At 56.6% G+C, this 24,671-nt stretch carries 24 protein-coding genes, 1 tRNA gene and 1 pseudogene; 12 read left to right on the top strand and 14 right to left on the bottom strand.

From position 1 onward, the window contains the following. Nucleotides 1-211: 211 nt before the first annotated feature. Nucleotides 212-1,786 (bottom strand): YifB family Mg chelatase-like AAA ATPase, encoded by a 1,575-nt coding sequence (locus tag M017_RS0120310; protein WP_202901696.1) that lies wholly within the window; start codon nucleotides 1,784-1,786, stop codon nucleotides 212-214. Nucleotides 1,787-1,883: 97 nt separating this feature from the next. On the opposite strand from M017_RS0120310, the gene M017_RS0120315 reads away from it, so the two are divergent. The 4 genes from M017_RS0120315 (at nucleotide 1,884) to M017_RS0120330 (ending at nucleotide 4,564) form a co-directional block, all read left to right on the top strand. After that, a tRNA-Val gene (locus M017_RS0120315) sits at nucleotides 1,884-1,960 on the top strand. Between the two features lie 111 nt (nucleotides 1,961-2,071). Further along, nucleotides 2,072-2,719, top strand: coding sequence for a BON domain-containing protein (locus M017_RS0120320; RefSeq protein ID WP_080508192.1), 648 nt, complete (start codon nucleotides 2,072-2,074; stop codon nucleotides 2,717-2,719). A 36-nt stretch (nucleotides 2,720-2,755) separates the two neighbouring features. Further along, on the top strand, nucleotides 2,756-3,808 hold the full coding sequence (locus M017_RS0120325; protein ID WP_238325987.1) for a zinc-dependent alcohol dehydrogenase family protein: 1,053 nt from the start codon (nucleotides 2,756-2,758) through the stop codon (nucleotides 3,806-3,808). A 66-nt stretch (nucleotides 3,809-3,874) separates the two neighbouring features. Beyond that, nucleotides 3,875-4,564, top strand: coding sequence for a DUF6629 family protein (locus M017_RS0120330; RefSeq protein ID WP_051670659.1), 690 nt, complete (start codon nucleotides 3,875-3,877; stop codon nucleotides 4,562-4,564). Here M017_RS0120330 and M017_RS28870 read toward each other — a convergent pair. Both M017_RS28870 and M017_RS0120340 read right to left on the bottom strand, forming a co-directional pair. After that, entirely contained in the window at nucleotides 4,550-4,894 is a 345-nt protein-coding gene (locus M017_RS28870) for a DUF2934 domain-containing protein (protein WP_080508042.1), read from the bottom strand. The two genes, M017_RS0120330 and M017_RS28870, sit on opposite strands and share 15 nt — an antisense overlap. Nucleotides 4,895-4,897: 3 nt before the next feature. Then, nucleotides 4,898-5,095 carry a hypothetical protein gene (locus M017_RS0120340; protein ID WP_031500008.1) on the bottom strand — a complete coding sequence of 66 codons (198 nt, stop codon included), beginning with the start codon at nucleotides 5,093-5,095 and terminating at the stop codon, nucleotides 4,898-4,900. 315 nt (nucleotides 5,096-5,410) lie between these two features. Between M017_RS0120340 and M017_RS0120345 the strand changes: the two genes are divergently transcribed. The 3 genes from M017_RS0120345 (at nucleotide 5,411) to mgtA (ending at nucleotide 9,796) form a co-directional block, all read left to right on the top strand. Next, the gene (locus M017_RS0120345) at nucleotides 5,411-5,971 is read left to right on the top strand and encodes a general stress protein (protein ID WP_051670660.1); all 561 of its coding nucleotides are present in this window, start codon (nucleotides 5,411-5,413) and stop codon (nucleotides 5,969-5,971) included. 88 nt (nucleotides 5,972-6,059) lie between these two features. Beyond that, nucleotides 6,060-7,085 carry a zinc-dependent alcohol dehydrogenase gene (locus M017_RS0120350; protein WP_031500010.1) on the top strand — a complete coding sequence of 342 codons (1,026 nt, stop codon included), beginning with the start codon at nucleotides 6,060-6,062 and terminating at the stop codon, nucleotides 7,083-7,085. An 83-nt stretch (nucleotides 7,086-7,168) separates the two neighbouring features. Further along, complete coding sequence (gene mgtA / locus M017_RS0120355) at nucleotides 7,169-9,796, top strand: magnesium-translocating P-type ATPase (RefSeq protein WP_031500011.1); 2,628 nt, start codon at nucleotides 7,169-7,171, stop codon at nucleotides 9,794-9,796. On the opposite strand, the gene M017_RS28030 is transcribed toward mgtA, so the two are convergent. Next, entirely contained in the window at nucleotides 9,793-10,980 is a 1,188-nt protein-coding gene (locus M017_RS28030; RefSeq protein WP_051670661.1) for a PP2C family protein-serine/threonine phosphatase, read from the bottom strand. The two genes, mgtA and M017_RS28030, sit on opposite strands and share 4 nt — an antisense overlap. A gap of 418 nt (nucleotides 10,981-11,398) precedes the next feature. On the opposite strand from M017_RS28030, the gene M017_RS0120365 reads away from it, so the two are divergent. From M017_RS0120365 to M017_RS0120385, 5 genes are all read left to right on the top strand, one after another. Beyond that, a complete protein-coding gene (locus M017_RS0120365) occupies nucleotides 11,399-12,046 on the top strand; it encodes a BON domain-containing protein (protein ID WP_031500013.1) in 648 nt (215 codons plus the stop codon). A 541-nt stretch (nucleotides 12,047-12,587) separates the two neighbouring features. Continuing rightward, nucleotides 12,588-13,742, top strand: coding sequence for a DUF3300 domain-containing protein (locus tag M017_RS0120370; RefSeq protein WP_051670662.1), 1,155 nt, complete (start codon nucleotides 12,588-12,590; stop codon nucleotides 13,740-13,742). 15 nt (nucleotides 13,743-13,757) lie between these two features. Beyond that, nucleotides 13,758-14,705: a DUF2950 domain-containing protein gene (locus tag M017_RS0120375; RefSeq protein WP_031500015.1), complete on the top strand. Its 948-nt coding sequence runs from the start codon at nucleotides 13,758-13,760 to the stop codon at nucleotides 14,703-14,705. Between the two features lie 51 nt (nucleotides 14,706-14,756). Then, a complete protein-coding gene (locus M017_RS0120380) occupies nucleotides 14,757-15,296 on the top strand; it encodes a general stress protein (RefSeq protein ID WP_035958730.1) in 540 nt (179 codons plus the stop codon). Nucleotides 15,297-15,323: 27 nt separating this feature from the next. Beyond that, nucleotides 15,324-16,127 carry a PRC-barrel domain-containing protein gene (locus tag M017_RS0120385; protein WP_031500017.1) on the top strand — a complete coding sequence of 268 codons (804 nt, stop codon included), beginning with the start codon at nucleotides 15,324-15,326 and terminating at the stop codon, nucleotides 16,125-16,127. A 7-nt stretch (nucleotides 16,128-16,134) separates the two neighbouring features. On the opposite strand, the gene M017_RS0120390 is transcribed toward M017_RS0120385, so the two are convergent. The 10 genes and pseudogenes from M017_RS0120390 to nrfD form a co-directional block, all read right to left on the bottom strand. Continuing rightward, nucleotides 16,135-16,437, bottom strand: a complete 303-nt coding sequence (locus M017_RS0120390; protein ID WP_031500018.1) for a cytochrome C oxidase subunit IV family protein — start codon at nucleotides 16,435-16,437, stop codon at nucleotides 16,135-16,137. Then, entirely contained in the window at nucleotides 16,434-17,099 is a 666-nt protein-coding gene (locus tag M017_RS0120395; protein ID WP_238325988.1) for a cytochrome c oxidase subunit 3 family protein, read from the bottom strand. The genes M017_RS0120390 and M017_RS0120395 overlap by 4 nt, the downstream gene beginning before the upstream one ends. Further along, nucleotides 17,092-18,732, bottom strand: a complete 1,641-nt coding sequence (ctaD, locus tag M017_RS0120400; protein ID WP_031500020.1) for a cytochrome c oxidase subunit I — start codon at nucleotides 18,730-18,732, stop codon at nucleotides 17,092-17,094. Before ctaD ends, M017_RS0120395 begins: the two co-directional genes overlap by 8 nt. Before the next feature lie 10 nt (nucleotides 18,733-18,742). After that, nucleotides 18,743-19,732 carry a cytochrome c oxidase subunit II gene (gene coxB, locus M017_RS0120405; protein ID WP_031500021.1) on the bottom strand — a complete coding sequence of 330 codons (990 nt, stop codon included), beginning with the start codon at nucleotides 19,730-19,732 and terminating at the stop codon, nucleotides 18,743-18,745. Further along, nucleotides 19,733-20,533 carry an SCO family protein gene (locus M017_RS0120410; protein WP_031500022.1) on the bottom strand — a complete coding sequence of 267 codons (801 nt, stop codon included), beginning with the start codon at nucleotides 20,531-20,533 and terminating at the stop codon, nucleotides 19,733-19,735. Beyond that, the gene (locus tag M017_RS0120415) at nucleotides 20,530-20,916 is read right to left on the bottom strand and encodes a hypothetical protein (RefSeq protein WP_031500023.1); all 387 of its coding nucleotides are present in this window, start codon (nucleotides 20,914-20,916) and stop codon (nucleotides 20,530-20,532) included. Before M017_RS0120415 ends, M017_RS0120410 begins: the two co-directional genes overlap by 4 nt. A gap of 11 nt (nucleotides 20,917-20,927) precedes the next feature. Continuing rightward, the gene (locus tag M017_RS0120420; protein WP_031500024.1) at nucleotides 20,928-22,106 is read right to left on the bottom strand and encodes a hypothetical protein; all 1,179 of its coding nucleotides are present in this window, start codon (nucleotides 22,104-22,106) and stop codon (nucleotides 20,928-20,930) included. Further along, nucleotides 22,103-22,720 (bottom strand): c-type cytochrome, encoded by a 618-nt coding sequence (locus M017_RS0120425; protein WP_051670664.1) that lies wholly within the window; start codon nucleotides 22,718-22,720, stop codon nucleotides 22,103-22,105. The genes M017_RS0120420 and M017_RS0120425 overlap by 4 nt, the downstream gene beginning before the upstream one ends. Beyond that, a pseudogene (locus tag M017_RS26960) lies at nucleotides 22,710-23,269 on the bottom strand (DUF3341 domain-containing protein). Before M017_RS26960 ends, M017_RS0120425 begins: the two are co-directional and overlap by 11 nt. Beyond that, a complete protein-coding gene (gene nrfD, locus M017_RS0120435) occupies nucleotides 23,250-24,665 on the bottom strand; it encodes an NrfD/PsrC family molybdoenzyme membrane anchor subunit (RefSeq protein WP_051670665.1) in 1,416 nt (471 codons plus the stop codon). The pseudogene M017_RS26960 and the gene nrfD overlap by 20 nt, the downstream one beginning before the upstream one ends. Nucleotides 24,666-24,671: the final 6 nt, after the last annotated feature.

Consider the following 24,671-nt stretch of genomic DNA (forward strand, 5'->3'; position numbering starts at 1 on the left):
GACTTTACGGTGGAAAGTTCCCTGGATCGCCAGATTGCTGCCGGCAATGTTCTGGCTCGAAGAGTCTCGACGGGTACAAAATCGTTGACGGCATCGGGACTGTTGGCGATGTGGCTGGCGTAGGGCAACCAAAAGGCAGTGGTCCAAGTTTGCAGCGAGCGTGATTATCCCATGGGGATCATCGATAGGAGAGGACGACGGCAACAGTTTCTCAGGCGGCCCAATACTCCCGATCGAGACTCCGGTACTGCACGGCTTCGGCAATATGTTTTGCCTGCACTTGGGCTTCACCGGCTAAGTCCGCTACGGTGCGCGCCACCTTCAGGAGCCGGTCGTGCGAACGGGCTGAGAGGCTCAGTTTTTTGACGGCCATCTCGAGCGTCCTCTCGCCGCTTGCGTCCAGTTCACAGACCTGCCGCAGTACGGAGGAAGGGATGCGAGAATTCCAGAACCCACGTGTGTTCTGGATCGAGCGGGCACTGGCCACGCGTTCCCGCATTACTGCGCTACTCACTCCATCGCCTGTGCTCCGCAGATCTTTGTAAGGCACGGCAGGCACTTCGATGTGGATGTCGATCCGATCGAGAAGCGGGCCTGAGATCTTGCCGATATAGCGCTGGATCTGCATTCCGGTACACCGGCATTCCTTCGATCGATCGCCGCGAAAACCACAGGGACATGGATTCATTGCGCCCAGAAGCATCAACTTCGCCGGAAAAGTCAGCGTCATGTTCGTCCGTGCGAGTGTGACTTTGCCCTCTTCGAGCGGCTGCCTCAGAATTTCCAGAACGTTGCGCGCGAACTCTGGAAGTTCATCGAGAAACAACACGCCGTTGTGAGCCAGACTTACCTCGCCGGGCCGCGGCGTTCCGCTGCCGCCTCCGATCAATCCTGCATCGCTCACCGTATGGTGAGGGGAGCGGAAGGGTCTGGAGGTGAGCAAGCCTGCTCCTTTCGGCAAGACTCCCGCGACACTATGTACTTGCGTCGTCTCCAGCGCTTCGACAAAATCGAGCGGCGGTAGAATGCCGGGCAGGCGTTGCGCCAGCATCGTCTTTCCGGATCCAGGCGGCCCAATCATCAAGAGGTTGTGTGCCCCGGCGGCAGCCACTTCGAGCGCTCTCTTGGCGATGGTCTGCCCCCGGACGTCCGCAAAGTCCAGGCCTTGGGCGGCCTCTTCTGCAATCTGACTCAGTGTGCGCGGGAGAACGGGCGTCATCCGGTCTGGCTGTGTGAACAGGCTGACTGCTTCGCCGAGATGCCGCACTCCATAGATATTCACGCCCTCAACGACGGCGGCCTCTGCCGCATTGTCCATCGGAACGACAACGTTCGGAATGCCCATCTTCTTGGCACAAACCGCCATTGACAGCGCTCCGCGTACGGGGCGAATGACACCATCTAAACTGAGTTCGCCCACCATCAGATATTTTTCATTCCGGTGGAAAACACCCATCGCGCCCAGAATTCCCATCGCCATTGGAAGATCGAAGCCCGCACCTTCTTTGCGCACATTGGCTGGCGCCAGATTGATTGTTACGGAGCGTGTGGGATAGCCGAAGCCAGAATTCAATAGGGCGCTTTTGATTCGCTCGCGGCTCTCTCGAATCGCTGTATCTGGCATTCCGACCGTGATAAAGTCGCGGGAACTTCCTGCCTGCGCCATATCGACTTCGACATCGATGAGGTGGGCATCGATTCCATAAACTGCGGCACTCCGCGTGCGGTACAAGGCCATCTCTTGGGAGAGTCGCCGGTGTCCTTCAAAATTCTCAGGGAGAATCATTGGTTTGGCAGAAGAAATCATAAAATCTGAGGTGGGAACCCGTTTTGCGATGCAGAGAATCCAAGATCTCTTGGTATACTGAAAATTCCGTCCACGAGGGCGCGTAGCTCAGCTGGTTAGAGCGCCTGCTTCACACGCAGGAGGTCCGGGGTTCGAGTCCCTGCGCGCCCACCATCCTTCCCCTTAAAATCAATCAAATTACAGACGGTCCAGTACTCGGCCCCGGATGCTCCAGTGCGCGCTTTGGCCCTACTCGTGCAAGTAAACATGACGAGGATGGGAACGATGATGAGAGCGGAACAACTGAAACGGGATGTGGAGCAGGAGCTCAGTTGGGACCCGAGTGTGCACTCTGAGCACATTGGGGTCTCTGTGAACAATGGCGTTGTCGCACTCGAGGGGCACGCCGAGAGTTTTTACGAGAAATGGGCCGCGGAGCGGGCGGCACTCCGCGTCGCTTCTGTCAAGGCTGTGGCGAGTGAAATCAAAGTCGAACTGCCTTTTGCTGCTTCCCGTACGGATGAGGACATCGCGCAATCTGCCATGGAGTGTCTGAAGGAGAGTTCCCTGATTCCCAAAACGGTCAGGATTCTTGTTGCAGACGGTTGGGTCACCCTCCACGGAACGGTTCAGGCGCAGTACCAGAGAAGAGAAGCGGAGGTTCTTGTTCGTCCCTTGATGGGAGTCAAAGGGGTAACAAACGAGATTTCGATTGAACCCAAAGCGATCAGTGCGGATGTAAAGCTGAAGATCGAGAAGGCACTGAAACGCAGTGCTGCGGTGGACGCCAGCCATATTTCTGTCGAAGTCATTGGCCGCATTGTGACGCTCCGGGGGACGGTGCGCTCGTGGAAGGAACGCGAAGCTGCAGAGACCGCAGCGTTCTTTGCCCCCGGTGTCGTTCAAGTTGAGAATCTCATTGCCATTGCATAGACATGAACTGGGTGTCAGTTTCCTTTAGGACCCCGTATGCATGAGTCCGCTCGCGAGACAACGACAGCGCAGCCGGATGGACGGTCTGCCGGAATGATGAAAGCAGTCTTTCTCGCCGCGCCTGCTCCCCTCTGTACAAATCCCTTAGTGGTCCGGGAGGTCCCTTTGCCGACCCCTGGGCCTGGTCAGATTCTGCTCCGGGTTCGTGCTTGCGGTGTCTGCCGGACGGATCTTCATATTGTCGAGGGCGACCTACCTTCCTTGCGGACGCCGTTAATTCTTGGGCACCAGATTGTCGGCGATGTCGTTCAAGGTACTACGCCAGAGCTTCCGGCGGGAATCCGTGTGGGAATCTCGTGGGTAGGTGGCGTCGACGGGACTTGCGGGCACTGTCTCCGTGGATTTGAAAATCTCTGTGATACTCCCACCTTCACCGGCTATACGGTGGATGGTGGCTATGCAGAGTATGCCGTGGCGCGTGCGGACTTTGCATTTCCCTTGCCAGACAGTCTTGACGATAGGCACGCGGCGCCCCTGCTTTGTGCCGGTATCATTGGCTACCGGAGTCTGCGTGTCGCAGATGTGCAGCCAGGTGACAAGGTCGGTCTATTTGGTTTTGGCTCCTCTGCTTCCTTGGCGATTGCCGTGTTGCACGAATGGAATTGTAAGGTCTACGTTGTTACAAGAGGCGAATCACACCGGAAACGGGCAGCTTCCTTGGGGGCCGCTTGGGTGGGCGAGGAAGGGGAGGAGGTTCCTGTTACGCTGGACCGCGCCATTACCTTTGCTCCCAGTGGAGATGTCGTTGTTGCTGCTCTTGCCAGTCTTCGGAAAGGAGGAGTGGTTGCAATCAACGCGATCCATCTCGACCGCATGCCACAGTTCGACTATGATCGGTTACTTTGGGGAGAACGTCAGATCCGGAGTGTTGCGAATATGACCCGTGTGGATGGAAGAGAGTTTCTTGCTTTGGCCGCTCAGATCAACCTGCGACCGCAAGTGCGCTGTTTCAAACTCGAAGAGGCGAATGAAGCGCTTGGGGCGGTGAAGCAGGAATCCTTAGGCGGATCTGCGGTGATCCTTCCTTGAAGGCTTCGCACCGGCTGGCGCAAGGCCGGGTGTTTCTCACTTCCTTTGGGAAAGGAGCGGCGCCTCATGTGTTTCTCCGCCACTGCTAATTTTGCCGGCAGCGCCGTTCTGGCCACCATCGGAATCGCTACCCTGGCTGAGGTGAAAGACCGGCGGCAATTGCTTTTTGCGGCCTTGCCTCTCTTGTTTGCCACACATCAATTCATGGAAGGTTTTGTCTGGCTTGGCCTGCATCATACTTTGTCCGCTGCCGTGACAAACGGAGCCGGGGCCGCCTATCTTCTGTTTGCGCAGGGCCTCTTGCCTTTCCTGTTGCCACTCAGCGTTCTTCTGATTGAGCCGACAGAAGTTCGGAGGCGCCGCATGCTGGGATTCGTGTTGTTAGGCGGTGGCTTGGCACTGTATCTGCTGTGGGGCTTGATTGCCTATCCGATGGAAGTCTCTGCGTTTCATCACAGCATCGTTTACTTCAATCCGATCACGAACACCAATACCGTCGCGGTTCTTTATGTGATTGCCACCTGTGGAGCTTTGTTCTTTTCGGGATTTGACGGTCTTGTTGTGCTCGGAATCGCAAACCTGATTGGGCTTCTTGTTGTCATGGTCATTGCCCGTTACGCCTTCACTTCGATCTGGTGCGCTTATGCAGCGGTCGTGAGCGTCTTGATTTATTTTCATTTCCGCCGCAGGCGCTTGATCCCGGAAGAGCGCCTGCGATTCCGGCACAACAACATCTCGCCTTCAGGCGCGCAGTAACCTGCTATTGCCCGCCCGTAACTGTTCGGACGCGGCGTACCAGTCCTCGAGAGCGGTACCGTTCGGGCAACCTCTCGATTGCCAGCGTTCATAAGCGAGGGTGGCGATCTCCTGATGCCCAAACGGGATGATGCCGTGTGCAGCCGCCAGGATCTGGCTCTGGCGATGTGCTTTCTGGGTATGCTCTAGAGCATTTCGTGTCTGTTCCTGACCGGTGATATGGTCCTGTTTGCCGTGCTGTTCTGCAACGCGATGGGCGTGAGCGGCCGCGTCATGCAATTCGGCCGCGCGGCGATGGCCATTGGGGGGATTTTTTTGATGGATCGACATAACTTAAAGACTCACAATCTGCCCTGACCTGCTGTGGGCTTCTTCGGCAAATTTAAAGGCTTGCTTGGAATATTCCAGAGCCCGGGTGGCGTGCCAGCGGCCTCCATCGCCATCGCCCTTTTCTTCATGCTCTGCCGCGGTGCGATGGGCGCGTGCGGCTAATGCATGCTGTTCGGCTGCTCTTTGGTGGGATTCGTGCATGGTGTGTCCTCCTTGAGAAGGGAACATTTGTTCCCTTTCTGCAGAACAACTGCACATCATGGACCACTTGGAATCCTCGAAAGTTTGAGAGCCTGGCAGAACCGGTGATGACCACATTCGGTCACCCGACCAGCTAAGGTCATTTTGCGGAAACCGTTGCTGCGCAACCGCATCGAGGTCCTTCTCCAGAGAATCGGAGTCGCGAAGAATGTCCCTCCCGGTGACGCGCCGGAATGAGGATGGACCCAGGAATGCATTCTCTTCTGGGCGGGACCAACTGGTCCGCACCATCTGAGAAAGAGGAGAAGAAATCCAATGGCTTCCAATAACGACATCGTGGTCGCAATCTACGATACTCACGAGCAGGCAGAACAGGCCATCAAAGAATTACAGCGGAGTGGCTTCGACATGAAGAAGTTGTCGATTGTCGGTAAGAATCCGCACACCGAAGAGCACGTCGTGGGCTTCTACAATGCAGGCGACCGCATGAAGCGCTGGGGCGGTGCCGGTGCATTCTGGGGTGCTCTCTGGGGAATGCTCTTTGGCGCGGCCTTCTTCCTGATTCCCGGCTTTGGCCCTGTGCTGGTCGCCGGTCCTTTGGTGGCCTGGATCGTAGGCGCACTCGAAGGTGCTTTGGTTGTAGGCGGATTGAGCGCGATCGGAGCCGCGTTCTGGAGTATCGGCGTGCCGAAGGACAGCATCCTCCAGTATGAGACGGCAATCAAGACAGACAAATTTCTGGTTCTGGCTCATGCGGCTTCTGAGGAAGCGGCTAAGGCGCGGGACATCCTCAAACGCACGAATCCTTCGGAAATGCACACGCATTCCATCCAACATGCCGCAGGAAATCCAGAACCTGCCACGCATGTTCTCTAAGCTACCGCAGCAGTCTCAGCACGGAAGACCGGTTGCCTTCCGTAGCGCATCAGCATAGCATCAGACTGAGCTGTGGAAAGGAATCAGCATGAGCGCAAAAGGTCTCGCGGCCATCGCACGGAAGTTTCACGAGCCCCTTTCGATCGAGGAAATGCAATTTCCAGATCCGGCACCGAATGAAGTTCTCGTCAAAATGATCGTGAGCGGTGTCTGTCACACCGACCTCCATGCGGTAAATGGAGACTGGCCGATCCAGCCGCCTCTTCCCTTTGTGCCAGGGCATGAAGGCGTGGGAATTGTCGTTCAGGCAGGCTCTGCCGTTAAGAACCTCAAGGAGGGGGATAGGGTCGGTCTGCCCTGGCTACATCAGGCTTGCGGCTATTGTGAATGGTGCCTTAGTGGCTGGGAGACGCTTTGCCCAAAGGCCGTCTTTGGAGGTTACTCGGCGAACGGCAGTTTTGCAGAGTATGCGATCGCCTCGGCTGCCTACGCGATTCCAATCCCGGCGGATCTGAGCTCCAAAGCTGCGGCACCCATTTTGTGTGCCGGGGTGACGACATGGAAGGCGCTCAAGCAAGCAGAACTACAGGCAGGCAACTGGGTTGCGATCTCTGGAATCGGAGGGCTGGGACATCTGGCCATCCAGTACGCGCAGGCCATGGGACTGAACATCGCTGCGATTGATGTCGCCGATGACAAGCTCGCCTTGGCCCGCTCCCTGCAGGCCAACCTGGTGATCGATGCACGAAAGACCGATCCCGCCGAGTTTCTGCAACAGAAAATCGGTGGCGCCCATGGCGTGATTCTCACCGCTCCCTCTCAGGCTGCCTTCCGGGAGGGCCTGGGCATGACACGCAGAAAAGGGACTTGTGTTCTCGTGGGCTTGCCTGCGGGAGATCTCCCGATTCCCATCTTCGACATGATTCTGAGAGGCATTACTCTTCGCGGATCTTTGGTGGGCACTCGCAATGACCAAGTGGAGGCTCTTTCTTTTGCCAGCCACGCACAAGTCATTGCCGAGATCCATTTGCGGCCCTTCCGGGAAGTCAATGAGGCGCTCACCGGACTGGCGAATGCGAAAGTAACGGGACGCACGGTGCTAACGTTTGAGTAGTCTCTTCTTCGCCAAGCGCCAATGTATCGGCAAGTCCGGTGTGATGCACAAATCGAAAGCTTTCTCCCCCGCTCAGGAGGCCGATGACAACGCCTGATGCAACGGCGAAGCTCGCCGAGCCGCCTGCTAAAAACGGGAAGAACAAGAAGATTCAGGTCTCTCCTGTGGTTCTGGATGCGGCCCGGAAACCCGGCGATGAACTGCTCCGGGATTTGAACACCTCTCCCTCTGGACTCACGCAATCTGAAGCCGAACACCGTGCGCGCACTACTGGTCCGAATGAAGTGGCGCAAGAGAAAGAGGAAGGCTGGTTCGCTCGCCTTCTGAAAATTCTTCGCAACCCGCTGGTGGTCCTTCTGGGGATACTCTCCGCGATCTCCTTTGCCACAGGTGACATGAGGGCGGGCATCGTGATTGCCATCATGGTCGTGGTTGGAGCTGCACTGCGCTTCATCCAGGAAGCTCGCGCCGATGCCGCTGCGGCAAAGCTCAAGGCCATGATTCATGTCACCGCTACCGTCATCAGGGACGGGAAGGCGAGAGAGATTCCGCTCCACGATCTGGTGCCCGGCGACATCATCCAGCTTTCCGCAGGGGACATGATTCCGGGCGATGTGCGCTTGTTAAGTTCGAAGGATTTATTTGTAAGTCAGGGGAGTTTGACAGGCGAGTCGCTTCCCGTCGAGAAGTTCCACGATCCGGCCACCAATCCCGCAGCTTCCCCCATCGAACTCAGCAACATCTGCTTCATGGGCACCAGCGTCGAAAGTGGCACCGCGACGGCGGTGGTGATCACCATCGGCATCCAGACCTATCTCGGCAGCATGGCCCGGTCCATCATCGGCGAACGTGTCTTGACCAGCTTCGACGAAGGACTCAATCGCTTCACCTGGCTCATGATCTGGCTGATGGCCGTGATGGTGCCGCTGGTCTTTTTGATCAACGGATTTACGAAGCACGATTGGCAGGGGGCCTTCTTTTTCGCCATGGCGGTAGCCGTAGGCTTGACGCCAGAGATGCTTCCCATGGTGGTGTCTGTTTGTCTGGCCAAAGGGGCGCTTGCCATGAGCCGCAGAAAGGTGATCGTCAAGCGGCTGAATTCGATCCAGAATTTTGGCGGCATGGATGTCCTCTGCGCGGACAAGACAGGAACACTGACTGAGGATCGCGTTGTTCTGATGCGGCATTGTGATGTTGCCGGCGAGGAGAGCGATGACGTGCTGCTCAACGGCTATCTGATCAGCTACTTCCAGACGGGATTGCGGAACTTGCTCGATCGCGCCATTTTGGACAGCACCGACTTCCACGCAAGGGCGGAGATCGAGAAATACAAGAAGCTCGATGAGATCCCCTTCGACTTCACCCGGCGCATGATGTCCGTGCTAGTGGCAGATCCCGATGGCCATGCAATCCTTCTCACCAAAGGCGCTCCGGAGGAAGTCTTCAAACAGTGCTCTCAGTTCGAGCTGAACGGGAAGATCTCGCCCATGGATCCGGACCGCATCGTCGACCTGCGCGCTGAGTATGAGGAGCTCAGCAGCGATGGCTTCCGCGTGCTTGCGGTGGCCACGAAACAGTTTCAGGGGAAGACCGTTTGTTCAAAGGACGATGAGCACGATCTGCTGCTGCGCGGCTATGTCGCGTTTCTCGATCCGCCCAAGAGCACGGCTGCGCGTTCTCTGGAAGCCCTGCACCAACACGGTGTCGTGGTCAAGATCCTGACAGGGGATAACGAACTCATCAGTCGCAAGGTTTGCAAAGACGTCGGTCTGCTTCCTGATCCGATGCTGCTTGGCCGCGATGTCGAGAAGATGTCCGATACGGAACTGGCTGACGCCGCCGAGAAGACGACACTCTTCGCTCGGCTCTCTCCGGCACACAAGGAGCGAGTGATTCGGGCTCTTCGCGGCAAGGGGCATGTGGTGGGTTTTATGGGCGATGGCATTAATGATGCCCCCGCATTGCGAGCGGCCGATGTCGGGATCTCGGTAGATACAGCCACCGATATTGCGAAGGAATCGGCAGACCTGATTCTGCTGGAGAAGGATCTGATGGTGCTCGAAGGTGGTGTCGTGGAGGGCCGCAAGGTCTTCGCAAACATCTTGAAGTACATCCGGATGGGCGCCAGTTCTAACTTCGGGAACATGTTCAGCGTGCTGGGCGCGAGTGCCTTCCTCCCCTTTCTCCCGATGGCGCCGATCCAGGTGCTGACGAATAATCTTCTCTACGATTTCTCGCAGGTGCCGATCCCTTCAGACAATGTAGATGAGGAGCAGGTCGCCCGGCCGCGGCCCTGGAACATCGGAGAGATCAGGCGGTTCATCCTCTTTGTCGGGCCGATCAGTTCGATCTTTGACTACACAACATTTTTTGTGATGCTCTGGGTTTTCAACTGCTGGGACCCCTCGCGCGTTGCCGTGTTTCAAACCGGCTGGTTCATCGAATCGTTGATGACGCAGACGCTGATCATTCATGTCATCCGCACCAATAAGATCCCGTTTCTGCAGAGCCGGGCTAGTCTGCCGCTTACGCTCACAACGCTCTCGATCATGGGGCTGGGCATCTGGCTGCCGTATTCTCCGTTAGCTTCCTCACTGGGCTTTACACCGCTGCCCCTGCTGTATTGGCCGATTCTTCTGCTAACGCTTCTTGCCTACATGGGCCTGACGCAGATGGTGAAGGTCTGGCTGCTCCGCAAGAGATGGATCTAAGCTGCGAGTGGTTCTCGCTTCGCCTGGATCTTCATTACCACGAGAGTAATGTCATCAAACTGAGCGGTGTCTGCCACGAAGGCGTTCAACTGACTGGCAATCTGTCTGCAGATCTCTGCGGCGCTAGTGGAAAGTGAGGCCTGAACAATTTCCTTCAACCGGGCTTCCCCAAACTCTTCCTGCTTCGCATTCAATGCTTCAACTACCCCATCGGTATAGGCGATCAGCACGTCTCCATCATGGAGCTGCATGCCTCCAGATTGATAATGACTTTCGGCGACAATGCCAATCGGCAGGCCTCCTGTCGTCAGGCTTTCGACGATCGCGGGTGTGTCTCCATGCCGGAACAGAAATGGTGAATTTTGCCCGGCGTTCACGTAGCGGAGGGTCAGATCCGAGACATCGAGAATTGCGAAGAAGAGCGTCGCATAGCGGCTGCTTGCTGTCATCTTGTACAACGAGTGGTTCAACTCGGTGACAAATCGTGTGAGTTCGCCCTGGCGGGCAACCAGATTCGTGCGGACCAAGCTTTGCAACGATGCCATCAAGAGTGCACTGGAAAGACCTTTTCCGGACACATCCCCGACGGCGATAGCGAGACGATCTGGCGTGATGGGAATGAAATCGTAGTAGTCGCCGCCCACCTTGCGGGCAGCCTGATAAAAGAACCCGAACTCGACTCTCGGGTAGTCAGGTGCCTCTGACGGCAGCAGCCGTCCTTGTACTTCGCGGGCCAGTTCAAACTCCCGCCGGACATCGCGTTCCTTCGCTTCATGCTCATCTTGCAGCGCCTGCCGCATGGCATTGACAATGCTCACGACAACCAGCAACACAATGAGTCTTTCGGCAAGGTTCCAGTATGGAATCAGTACAGAACGGAGGGCGGGCAATCCTTGCCAGGCGTCTACAAGCCAGATGACTGCGCTCACCAGACAACTGATGTAACCCCATCTGCGTCCAAGAAACCAGACTCCATAGAGCGCCGGAATCAGATAGAGCGCGAACAGGGATAGATCGCGATCCACCGTAAAATCGAGCCCTGCAATCAATACGATCAGTGCCAGCAGAATCAGTGCATGGACGGATCTTGGCTGCCGCCTCAGGTAGGTCAGCACATTCCATTGCTGCTGCTCCTCGTCGAATCCGTCAAGAGTGGGAGTGGGGCGATCTGCGAGATTCTGCATGAGAGTTTTGAATGGCTCCAGTGAGGAGACGCATTCCTGCGCACACTGGTGACATTCCGCCCGGGTGATACCTTTTGTGCGTTGGGAATGAAGAAAGGTCATACCTATTACACAAAGTGGAGAGGGGACTGGGAACAAACTAATCGGTTCCGCGTTGGTCGAATCGACCAAATGCTCGCGATGCAAAAAGTGAAGAATTTCTAGCCTCAAGGACAGAAGTGCTCCCCTCGCTGGAAGGCTCGCGCTGCTGCACTTTCATCGTTGGCTGACCCCACTTTTCAATGTGGCAGCAGCGCGCGGAGCAGGAAGATTCGTGGTTCAGATTGGTGGATCGCGTGCTGTGCAAGACAGCGGGAGCACGCGATCCAAGCGAAAGGCTCCATCGCTGCATCCGATCGTTAAAGAAGGACAGAGAACAATGAATACCTCCGAACAATTGAAAAATGATGTGGAGCAAGAGCTCAGTTGGGATCCGAGCGTACATGCCGAGAAAATCGGTGTCTCGGTGAACAATGGAGCGGTCGAACTGGATGGACATGTTGGAAGTTACTACGAGAAATGGGCGGCTGAACGGGCTGCTTTACGAGTGGCAAAAGTTCGGTCGGTTGCCAGTGAGATTAAAGTGGATCTCCCTTCCACCTCAGCGCGCAGTGATACCGCGATTGCTCAGGCCGCATCCGATCATTTAAAGGCTAGCTACCTCGTGCCAGACACCGTCAAGGCCTTGGTGGCGGAGGGCTGGGTCACTCTCCAAGGAATGGTCAAAGGACAATATCAAAAGAGAGAGGCAGAGAATCTCGTTCGTCCATTGCTGGGAGTGAAAGGTGTAATTAATAACATTACTCTGGAACCGAAAGTAATCGCTTCCGATGTTAAGGTGCAGATCGAGAATGCGCTCAAACGGGATGCGCAAATCGATGCCAGTGGGATCAGCGTGAGTGTTTCCGGAGATAAAGTCACGTTGCGTGGCACGGTCCGTTCTTGGATGGAACGCGAAGACGCTGAAACGGCCGCCTTCGCCGCTCCTGGCGTCATGACCGTGGAGAACCTGATCACGATTCACTAGAACTAAGCTGCTTCATTCTTCTCGAGTTCTTAGAGTCACACCATGGTGGACCCAAGGGATCTGCGTGGCCCGTGGATTGCATGGAGTGAACTGGAACAGTCGGGTGGGTTGATCAGACGGAACAAAGCTCATCTCTCGCCCAATGATTGTTTACTCCACGAACGAAAAGAGGAAACATCCAATGCAAGAAAAAATGGCAGGGAAACAATCCCATAAGTGTGATTGCGGGAAAGTTCTGGGCTCAGAAGCGGAATACCAAGAACATAAGAAGAATTGCCATATGGGTAAGGAATCCCATGGGAAGAGCGGCGCACACGTAACGAGCCGTTAAATTGCTTCGTGAGCTCATGGTGAGAAAGCAGCCCTGAAGGCGGAAGAACGACGCTCTCAGGGCTGCTTTCGATTCTCCTGACCATATCCGGTCAGGTCTTCGTTGTTCCGGGCTAAGCAGGAATTGGATATGGCCCGAAACGTGCACATATACAGACAGGACATCAACCTCGTGACACCCTCATATCGCATTCCACTGTCCCTTTCTATCGTGATTGCTCTTGTCTGTGGACAGCAGCAGCCGATGTGGGCGCAAGGGCCGCCTCAGTTTCCACCTCCCGGTCAGACGCTGACAGCCAAACAGTTGGACGATTTGGTTGCGCCGATTGCACTTTATCCGGACCCCCTTCTCAGCCAGATCCTGGTTGCCTCCACTTATCCTTTGGAACTGGTGGAAGCCTCCCAATGGCTGAAACAGAATCCAGGTCTGACTGGCACGGCCCTGACAGAGGCCGCACAGGCTCAGAACTGGGATCCGAGCGTGCAGGCGCTGGTCGTTTTCCCCGATCTGGTGCAGCGGCTGAACCAGGACGTCACCTGGACGACCAATTTGGGGAATGCATTTTTGAGCCAACAAAACGACGTCATGGACGCCGCGCAGCGCATGCGCTTTAAGGCCCAGCAAGCAGGTAAGTTGTCCTCCACGCCCCAACAAGTCGTGACTACCACAAGCGACGCAGGACAGCCGGTGATCGAGATCGAGCCGGCGGATCCGCAGACGCTTTACTTGCCTTACTATGATCCCGTCTCGATCTGGGGACCTCCTCTTTACTATCCCTATGCAAGTTGGTTCTATCCGCCTTTTGTCGGGGGCGCCTACTTTGGCTTCGGCCTTGGTATTCCTCTTGGCCTCTACTTTGGCGGCGGCTGGGGCGGCTGGGGGAACTGGGGTTGGCGGCCAGGCTGGGGTGGGCATCGCATCATTGTGAACAATGGCTTTATTCACCGCTATAACTTCAACGCAGGTGGACGCAGCGGCTTAGTGGGACGAAGCGATTGGTCGCATAACCCCACGCATCGCCAGGGAGTTCCGTATTCCAACCCAGGACTGGCGAACCGCTTCGGAGGGGGTGTGCGCCAGAATCTCCAATCCCGCCCGCTTGTGGGACAGGGACAGGCGGGAGGACAGAACCGCATGGGCAGTCCATCGGGAGGCCAGCGTCTGGGAGATCGGCAGATGGCTCCTAGCGCTCCCAATGGGAACCGAAGCGCGTTTGGCGGTGTGCGGGACGGCGGAGCTGCCCGAGTGCAAAGTGATCACGGATTCTCTAGTCTCGGTCCCGCACGAAGCGGCGGCGGAGGTGGCTCCATGGGCCGCGGTGGTGGCGGGGGTGGAGGTAGAGGCGGTGGTGGTGGACGTCGCTAGGAGCGAGAGGGACTTATGACGACAATCAATTTTAGTGGACTGAGACTTCGGCTGACCTGGCTTCCCGTGGTCAGCTGCCTATTTGGAGCTTCTCTTCTTTTACCGGCTGCTCCCAGTGCAGCGCAACGGAGCTTTGCAACCCCGCAGGAGGTCATCCAGGCAACGATTGACGCCGCGGATCGAAATGATACGGCAGCTCTTCTCCAGCTTTTTGGGCCTGAGGGCAAGGACATTGTCCAGTCGGGCAATCCCGATGAAGATCGGGCGGCGCGCGCGGAATTTGTGCGGGCGGGCCGGGAGAAGGTCGAAATCATTGAAGATAAACTGACTCCCGATCAGGTCACGGTCGCTCTCGGTGAAGAGGAATGGCCGTTTCCGGTTCCAATCGTTCGCCGTGACGGGAAGTGGCAACTGGATTCGGTGGCTGGCCGGATTGAAGTTCTGGCTCGCCGGATTGGCCGGAACGAGTTAAATGCGATCGAGGCGTGCCGCGGTTATGCCGAAGCCCAACTGGCATACGCTTCGCGCGTCCGGGACGGGGAACCGATCCTGAAGTATGCGCAGAACATCGTCAGCAGTCCCGGCCGGCATGACGGACTGTATTCGGATGGCGATTCCAGCGTCCCAGTTCCGTTGGCCTTTGCCAATGCGACGGTTTCGAGCTCCAATCCATCCAGAAAGTTAGTTCCCTATCACGGATACTACTTCCGGATTCTCAAGGCACAAGGTCCGGCGGCGCCCGGCGGCGCCTTCAATTATGTGGTGAGCAAGAACATGATTGGTGGTTTTGCTCTTGTCGCCTGGCCTGCGGAGTATGGCGTCACTGGTATTCGAACGCTGGTGATCAATCAGGATGGGGTGGTCTTTGAGAAGGATCTCGGGGCTGCTGGGACGGCCTCTCAGGTGAGCCAGATGACGCGGTTTAATCCCGACAAAACCTGGCACCCGGTGGTCCTGGAATAGTCAGGCTAAAGAACTCTTGAAAATTACGAATCCAATTACAAAGGAAAAAGAATGTCTGGTCAGAATTCAGTCGTAGCTGTTTATCCCTCACATGAAGGGGCCGAACAAGGCGTCAAAGAACTGCAGCGCGCAGGCATTGATATGCGCAGCCTGTCCATTATTGGCAAAGATCCTCATACGGATGAAACGGTAGTTGGATACTACAACAATGGGGACCGGATGAAGCGCTGGGGCAAGGCCGGCGCTTTCTGGGGAGGCTTCTGGGGCCTCCTGTTTGGTTCTGCATTCTTTGCTGTTCCCGGGATCGGTCCTGTTCTGGTTGCCGGTCCCGTTGTCGCTTGGATTGTCGGGGCTCTTGAAAGTGCTGTGGTCGTGGGTGGCCTGAGTGCGATTGGAGCCGGACTGGTGGGCATGGGAATCCCGAAAGATAGCGTGATCCAGTACGAACTGGCGTTGAAGACTGATCACTATCTGCTGATTTTGCATGGGTCCGCCGCAGAAGTGGAAAAGGCGCGAGCCATTCTGGAACGCACTGGACCGGCTCAGGCGGCCGTGCATTCTTCTGACCCGGTTGCTGCTACCGCCCGCTAGCTGTTCTTGCCCGGGAGGGCAAATCCAATGATGACAACGACGAGGAAGCTCAAAGGGCTGGTGGTCCGAGCAACCGACGGTGAGCTGGGAACGGTGGAAGACTTCTATTTCGATGATGAAACCTGGGGCGTCCGTTATCTGACGCTCGAGACCGGTGGTTGGTTGGGTGGACGGCAAGTACTCATCTCCCCCATTGCCGTCCTTCAGACCGACTGGTCCGCCCGGCGTATTGATGTGAAACTCACCAGACGGCAGATCGAGAACAGCCCCAGCATCGACAAACACAAGCCAGTCTCCCGGCAACACGAAGCGCAGTACATGACCTATTACGGATATCCATACTATTGGGATGGTCCGTATCTGTGGGGAGCGGCTTATTACCCCACCGGTCTGATGATGGACCCGATGGCCCACTCCCAGCAGACCCTGGAGGACCGCGCCGGAAGAGAACCAGGCGACTCCCATCTCCGCAGTACGGATGAGGTGACGGGTTATCACATCCATGCGAACGATGGCGAGATTGGCCACGTGGATCAGTTTGTGATTGACGATGAGGTTTGGGCGATTCGTTATCTGGAAGTCGCCACGAGAAATTGGTGGCCGGGTAAGAAAGTTCTTCTCTCCCCGTCCTGGGTGGAGCGGGTCAGTTGGCCGGCTTCGAGTGTCTTTGTGGCCCTCTCACGGAAAGCGATTCAGACTTGTCCCGAATATTTCGAGGGTATGGAGATCACGCGAGAGTACGAGAAGAACATCTATTGCCACTATGGCCGGCCTCCGTACTGGTTGAACGAATCGGAGAACAGGCCCAGCGTTTCATCGCCCACTCGATGAAGGATGGCTACAACCACTTCGGCAGCGGCAGCCAGCCGCGGCTCAGGTAATCGCTCAGCAGGAACACCAGCAGGATCGCGATCCAAAATAATCCTGCTCCGATGAACAGTCGCGTCATCGAACTGGAGCGGCGGACGTCCATAAAGAACCAAAGCACCAAGGCTGCCTTAGCCACCGCGATCGACATGGCGCAGATGAAGTTGAACTCGCCCATGTCGAATTTCGAAATGCCCACGGTCAGGACAGTCAAGGCGATCAGTGATCCGAACACTGTCGCATAGGTCTTAACGGGAACTACTTGGTGCGTCATAAGTGATGTCCGATCAGATAGAGCAGTGGGAATAGGAAAATCCAGACGATATCGACGAAATGCCAGTACAGGCCGACGATCTCAACTGGTGTGTACCACGCAGCGCTGAAGCGATTGCGGTGTGCCTTTACGATCAGCACGGTCAGCAGCCCGGCCCCGACAATCATGTGGATCGCGTGCATACCCGTCATGGCGAAGTAGAGGAAAAACAGAATCTGGGCCTGATGGATAAAACGCGGATCGGCGTACTCAAACGATGGTCCGGGGACATGGTGATCCACCCACTTTTCGTGGTATTCGAAATACTTCAGTGACAAAAAGATGAGGCCCAGGATCAGGGTCAACGTCAGATAGCGGACGATTGCCGGATTCCGGCCCAGTTGCGCGGCACGCACCGCCAACACCATCGTGAGACTGCTGCAGATCAGCACTCCTGTATTGATGGCGCCGATGGTGACGTTCATGTAGGCGCTGGTGGAGGCAAAGGCTTCCGGGTACAGATTCCGATAGATCGTATAGCTGGCGAACATTCCGCCAAAGAACATGATCTCGGTGACCAGAAAGACCCACATCCCGAGCGTCGAGGCTTCTAGCTGCTGGGCACTGTCGTCGAAATGATGTTGCAATCCGGGCGGATGGAGAACGATTTCGCTGTCAGCCACGATGCACCTCCTCCGGAATGGCGGAATAGTTGTAAGCCGGCTCGGTCACGATCGGTGGATCGTCGAAATTGAAGGTCGGCGGAGGTGTAGGAGCTTGCTCCCATTCGAGTCCCTTGGCCTTCCACGGATTCTGTGGAGAGAGGGGGCCCTTCCGCCACGCCCAAGTGAGGTAGATCATCGGAATCAGATAGCCCACCCCGAGAATCGACGCCCCGGCCGTAGATAAGACATTCAAGGCGTGGAACTCATCGGGATAAGTGGCGTAGCGCCGCGGCATGCCAAGATAGCCGAGCAGAAACTGGGGGAAGAAGGTGAGATTGAAGCCGACAAAGATGATCAGCGCCGCAAACTTGGCCCATCCCTCGGGATAAAGCCGGCCGGTGATCTTGGGGAACCAGAAATGAAGGCCGCCCATATAAGCCATCACCATTCCGCCCACCATCACGTAGTGGAAGTGCGCGATGACAAAGTAAGTATCGGTGACATGGACATCGATCGCCATCGTCGCCAGAAAGAGTCCGGTCAGTCCACCGATCGTGAAGAGTCCGATGAACCCAAACGCGTAGAGCATCGGTGTCTCCCATGAAATCGAACCCCGGAACATCGTCGCCGTCCAGTTGAATACCTTGATCGCCGAAGGCACCGCAACCGCCATGCTCATAAAGGAGAAGACCATGCTCGCGTACATCGACTGCCCGGCGACAAACAGATGGTGGCCCCAAACCACGAAGCTCAGCACCGCGATTCCCAGGCTGGAGAATGCGACAAAGCCATACCCGAAGACTGATTTCCGTGAGTAGCAGGAGACCAGCTCGCTGATGACCGCCATCCCGGGCAGGATCATGATGTAGACTGCCGGATGCGAATAGAACCAGAAGAGATGCTGGAACAGAATCGGATCTCCGCCCAGTTTCGGATCGAAGATCCCCGTATGGAGAATCCTTTCGAGGCCAAGCAGCACCAGCGTGATGGCGATCACTGGGGTGCCCAGCACCTGGATGATGCTGGTGGCATAGTGGCCCCAGACAAAGAGCGGAAGCCGTGACCATGTCATTCCCGGACATCGCATCGTGTGGATCGTGACGATGAAGTTGAGTCCTGTGAGGATCGATGAGAACCCGGAGATAAACACTCCCACCGCGGCCAGGATGACGTGAGTGTTGGAGTAAGTGGTGCTGAATGGTGCATAGAAGGTCCAGCCTGTATCGACGCCCCCCTGCAGTACGGCCGTCATCGTGAAGATGCCGCCCACAATGTAGATGTACCAGCTCAACAGATTGATCCGTGGAAAGGCGAGATCCCGCGAGCCGATCATCAGCGGGATCAGGAAATTACCGAGCGTTGCGGGAATCGAAGGGACCAGGAAAAAGAAGACCATGACAATCCCATGCATGGTGAACAGCTTGTTGTACGTATCGTTGTCGACCAGCCCTTCGGGAAACAGCAAATTGATTCGCATCGCGACGGCAAAGGCTCCGCCGACAAAGAAGAACGCGGTGATCGAAAACAGGTAGAGCAGGGCGATGCGTTTGTGGTCGGTTGTGAAGAGCCAGGATCTCCATCCATAGTCCACGTTGAGGTAGTTGATCTTCTGTTCGATGTGAGGCGGCGGTGGCTGGAGTATCGTGCTCATGAGAAATTCCTTATTTCCGTCCTGGCAGGGGAGCGCTCTTCGGGGAGGATGCGGGTTCAGCCGCAACTGGCATGGACAGGCTCTTGAGATAAACCATCAGCTGCATCAGCTCTTCTTCGGGGATCTGCCCTTGGAAGACCGGCATCACATCTCGTGGATAGCCCTTGACGATCGTCGCGTTCGGGTTCAGAATCGATTCGCGCAGATAAGCCTCATCTGCTGTCACGGTCTGTCCACCTTCGAGCAAAACCCGGCGTCCGAAGACATTATGCAGAGAGGGGCAGCGGCCTTGGGTATCGTTCGCATGGCAACTGGCGCAGCCGTATTGCTGAAAGAGCTTCTCCCCTTGCACTGCCATCGACTCGCCGTCATGGCCTCCAGCTAGCCACTTCTGATAGTCCGCCGGTTCGAGGGCGGTCACCCAGCCAATCATCCGTGAATGATTGGTGCCGCAATACTCTGCGCAGAAGATGTGATAGCGGCCTGACTTTGTCGCTTCAAACCAGAAGGTCTGGTAGCTGCCGGGGACAACGTCCTTCTTGAGTCGAAAGGCTGGGATAAAGAAGCTGTGGATAACATCCTCGCTGGCGAGTGTGAGCTTCACCGCCTGGCCGACGGGCACATGCAGCTCATTGATCTCACTCTTGCCCTGTGGATGCTGGATCTTCCACATCCACTGTTTGCCCACGACATAGAGATCGAGCGTGTTCTTGCTGGGTGGCACATAGTTCCGGAAGTACAGCTCGGTGCCCCAGGCGAACATGACCATCATGACCAGGAAGGGAATCACGCTCCAGGTGATCTCGAGTGGAAGCGAACCGTGAATGGCTTTAGGCCTCTCATCGTCCGACTTGCGGTGGTAACGAAAAGCACAGAAGAAGACGCAACCGAAAATGACCGCGGTCATGCCGATTCCAACCACCAGCAGGAAGAGGTACAAGGCATCGACCTCACCGGCGACGGTGGATGCGCGCTCAGGGAATATGGAAAAGACGTTCATTTATGTCATTCCTTGTTGCCGGAGATCGCGGCGCCAGAGGCTGATGAAGATGAAGGTGCTGAGTGCGCCGAGTGTGAAGAGTCCCCCGATGCGCAGCACATTCATCACGACAAGCCCATACCTCCCATTCGCCGGATTGTAGTGATAGCAGAACAGCAGCACCTGATCGATCGGAGAGCCAATCCGCCGTCCGGCGGCTTCAATCAGGCCCAGACGGAGATCGCGCACTGGGTACTCGATTCCATAGAAGTATTTGGCGACGCGTCCATCTGGTGTCAGCACCAGGATGGCGCTGCTGTGGGCATACTGATTGGTCAGGTTGTCATAGGCATAATGGAATCCGACGGTGTCCGCCAGGACCTTCGTCGAACGCTCCGCGCCTGTCAGAAAGTGCCAGCCCTGCTCTGCGCCCGGCCGGTCATAGCCTCTCAGATAGCTCGCCTTTTTCGCGACTGCCATCTGCGCTGTTTCGCGAGGGTCAAAGCTCAACGTGACGATCTCAAAGTCCTGGCCCGCCTGGAGCGACAATGTCTTCACGCTGCGGAGCAGCCCGTTGAGCACCATGTTGCAAAGGGAAGGGCACTGGTAGTAAACCAGCGCCAGGATGATCGGCTTGCCGGTATATTGGCGTATCGTCACGCGCTGGCCTGTTTCGTCACTGAAGGGGAGATCCAGCGGAACTTGAGCGCCCATCTTCTGCTCAATGCCCACGCTACTGAGAATGGCGGGCCGCCATGCGGTCTGCACCTGTCCCAGCAGGCTGAGGTTCCAGACTAAGAACAGGAGCCGGGCGGAGTTCATTTGCTGCCTTCCTTCCGCACAGGAAAGCCGCGTTCCATCTGCAATTGCATTGCTCGTTCAATCGGGATTCGAACCAGGCCCGCTTTCTTGTCGGTCCAGCCATAGGTGGACAGCAGGAGATCTTCTTGCGTGCGCAGTTCCTGCAGCTCTATGGCCGGATGATCCTCAAGGCGGGGCGAGGGTGGGGGTTGCCGCATCTCGGTGTCGGCCATGCCGGCAACATTCTCCGCGCGGGTCTTCTGGCCGGCCAGATAGTGGAAGATTGCGAGGACAATCAGCCCGGCTACAATAATGCCAACTGCCAGACCCAATCCGGCATAGAGAGTCCCGCGGATACTGGCATCCTGAACTTCGTGTCCGATCGTTCTTTGTTCCGCTTCCATATTCCTGACCTTCAAAACGCCACGGTTTCTCTGGGAGATCCTTCCAGGCGCGAGTCCCGTAAGGGAAGGATGGGCCGCAATTGCAGTTGCCAGCAGAACCCCGCCAGCCACAGCCCACCAACCGCGATGAGGGTTACGGCGTCCAGCCAATGGAGGTTGAGGGTCCGGTTGTAGAATGCCGGCTCAATCACCCAGTACACGTCAATCACCCGCACGGCGATCATCAGCACACAAACTTTCAACAAGCGTTCTGCATCACGTTTGACTCCTCGCAGGAGTAGCAGCAAAAACGGGACGGAGAAATGAAAAATCACCAAACTAAGCGCGACCCAAGTCCATCCTCCATTGAGGCGATGCAGATACCAGGGGGTCTCCTCGGGAAGATTGCCGGACCAGATGATGAGGAATTGCGAGAAGGAGAGATACGCCCACAAAACCATGAATGCGAACATCAGATTGCCCAGGTCGTGGAGGTGTTGCTTGGTGACATGCTCGCGCAACGGAGGCCGCCCGGCGAGAATGATCACCAGCGCGATCAGGAAGGCAAACGATTCGAGGACCTGGCCAACGAGGAACATCGCTCCATAGACCGTGGAGAACCAATGTGGCTCTAGCGACATGACCCAGTCCACAAAGGCGAAGGTGGTGACAAAGGTGAAAACAATCAGACCGGGCGCACTCCATGAGCGCATCTTTCCGATTAGTTTTTCGTCTCCTGTGCGGTCCTGTTCGCCGGACCAGCGGCTCAATAGGTAGGCATACAATGCCCAGATCACGAAATAGAAGATTGCGCGCCCAATGACTGCGGGAATGTTCAAGTAAGCGGCCTTCAAGTAAATCAAGGGATCGTGAGCCGCCTCTGGCCTTGCCCACGGGTAGAGCAACGGAAGATTCACTAGTATGGGCAAGAGCAGCACGAACATATAAGGCAAAGTGCGCGCGCCCGCCTCGCACATGCGGCGGATCAACATGCCCCACTTTCCGCCCACGGTATGGTGCAGGAGAAGAATCGCCAGGCAGCCCAGCCCCATGCCAAGCCAGTAAAGGTATCCGAATAAGTAGGAACGCAAGAACTGCACGGGATCGAGAAAATACCCAACAATGGCGAGCAGCATCGCAACGGCGCCCACTACGAGCGACATCCGCTGCCAACGGTGGATCTGGATGCGCAGGGGATCGGTCGGGTTCATCTGGGCTTCTCCTGACTCTGAGGGGTTTGGGGCGAAGGAGCCGGAGTGAGGATTCCCTGGTCCACGGTGGCGACCTGATCGGGAGGAACATCTGCGATCGTCGCTTGCTGGCTGGATTGCAGCACGCGAATATAAGCGGCGATCCGCCAGCGGTCGTCGGTGGGCACCTGGGATGCATAATTGGGCATCGCCCCAAACCCGTTGCTCATGACGTCAAAGAAGTGGCCGACCGGCGCTTTGCGTAGCTTGTCCGTGTGGAACGATGCCGCTTGGCGGAAACCGCGGCGGACCACCATTCCGTTGCCATCCCCAATGCGGCTATGGCAGGGCGAGCAGTAGATATTGAATCGCTCTCGGCCTCGATCAAGGTCTGGACGCGTGATCGGGAACGGAAATAAAGCGACGTCCTGATCCCCCACTTTGCCGGTATAGCGGGCGCTGTCGAGTCGGAGCTGCCCACGCGCGACGGTGCCGTCTATAGACGGTCTGGCAGATCGTCCGTCGCCAAAAAAGTCGGTCGCGGCAAGCGGCTTATAGCGCGGTTGGTCATGCATGTCCTGGCGGCAACTGAGCAGCAGCAAGGCAACGGCGCAGAGTGGGAGGCTAGGGCTCAACTTCCATCACCTCCGTCGGATCAAACTGTTCGAGAAAGGCTCGCGTCTTCTCGAGATTAAACTTGGGGTCGGTTGATTCAATGCTCAGGAAAAAGCGGTCCCGCGAGGCACGCACGAACTGCGGGCATTGAACACCGGATGATAAGGCTGCGGCAATCCGTTGAGCGCCAGCATTCCGACTACGGCCGTCAGTCCTGCAATGAGCACCATGCACTCAAAGGTGATGGGAATATAGGCGGGCCATGAGTTGAGGGGCCGCCCCGCTACGATATGAGGATAGGCAACCACCGTCATCCACCAGCACAAGGTGAAGCCTCCACTGGCGCCGAGAACTCCCGCTACAAACACAAGCCGCTGTACCCAGTTGGTCTGGAACCCGATGGCCTCAGACAGGCCTTCCACTGGCATCGGTGTATAAGCATCCACGTTGCGGTAACCGGCCAGCCGGGTCAGCCGCGCCGCTTCGAGCAGTGGCTCCGGCTCCTGGAACTCGGCCATTAGACAGTACACCTGTCTGCGCGGTACAGCATCAGGAGTCGCGGTGAGCATGCTCGGCCTCCGCGTTCTGGTGCACCACCTCGCGCATCTCGAAGATCGAGATCGCTGGCAGTCCCCGAATAAACAGGAACATCAGGGTGATGAATAAGCCGATGGTTCCTGCATAAGTGCTCCAATCCCAGAAGGTCGGATAATACATGCCCCATGAGGACGGAACATAGTCTCGCGTCAAGCTGGTCACGACAATCACGAAACGTTCCAGCCACATCCCCACATTCACCACCAGAGAAATCACAAAGACCAGCGGGATGGACATGCGTACGCGTCTCGACCAGAGCAACTGGGGGATGAGGATGTTGCAAAGGATGAGTAGCCAATAGGTCCACCAATAGCCTCCCGCCCAGACACGGTTGATAAACGCATAGCGTTCGTATTGACCGGAGCTATACCAGGCCATGAAGGCTTCCATCGCATATCCGTAGGCGACGATGAGTCCGGTTCCCAGCATGACCTTGGACATGCATTCGATGTGGCGCATCGTGATCAGGTCTTCGAGGTGATACCAGCGGCGAACTGGAATGGCGAGGGTCAACACCATCGCGAAGCCCGAGTAAATGGCGCCGGCGACAAAATAGGGAGGAAAGATCGTGGTGTGCCACCCGGGCAGCGTTGCCACGGAGAAGTCGAAGCTCACCACCGAATGCACAGAAATGACAAGCGGCGTCGAGAGTCCGGCGAGCAGGAGATAGGCCTTCTGGTACCGCGCCCAGTGTTTGGCCGAGCCTCGCCAGCCGAGTGCCAAGGAGCCATAGATCTTTTGGGCTGTCCGGTTACCGGCCTTGTCTCGCATGGTGGCGAGATCGGGAATCAATCCAGTGAACCAGAAGACCAGCGAGATGGTCGCGTAAGTGGAAACGGCGAACACGTCCCAGATCAACGGACTGCGCGGCTGCGGCCACAGCCACATCGTATTCGGATAGGGCAAGAGCCAGTAAGCGAGCCAAGGCCTCCCCAGATGCAGGATGGGGAACATCCCGGCGCAAGCTACGGCAAACAGAGTCATGGCCTCGGCAAAGCGGTTGATCGAGGTGCGCCAGTCCTGTTTGAGCAGCAGCAGAATAGCCGAGATCAAGGTCCCAGCATGGCCAATTCCAATCCACCAGACAAAGTTGATGATCGCGAAGCCCCAGGCCACTGGCATGTTGACTCCCCAAATTCCAATGCCTCGCAGAAACAGCCAGGTGATGGAGATCAGGAAGAGATTGATCAATACGAAGCCAATCGCAAAGCCGAGAAACAACTGCGGCGGTGTCTTCAGGAACGGACGGAAAACAACACCGCTGATCTGATCCGTTACCGTGCCAAAGTCATGGCCGGGACCGATCACCTTGTCTGGGCCCGGGTCCAGTGTGGCGACAGCGGTGGATCTTGGATCTTCCGGAGTCATGAATCG

This window comes from Bryobacter aggregatus MPL3 (assembly GCF_000702445.1).
In the GTDB taxonomy this organism is placed as follows: domain Bacteria; phylum Acidobacteriota; class Terriglobia; order Bryobacterales; family Bryobacteraceae; genus Bryobacter; species Bryobacter aggregatus.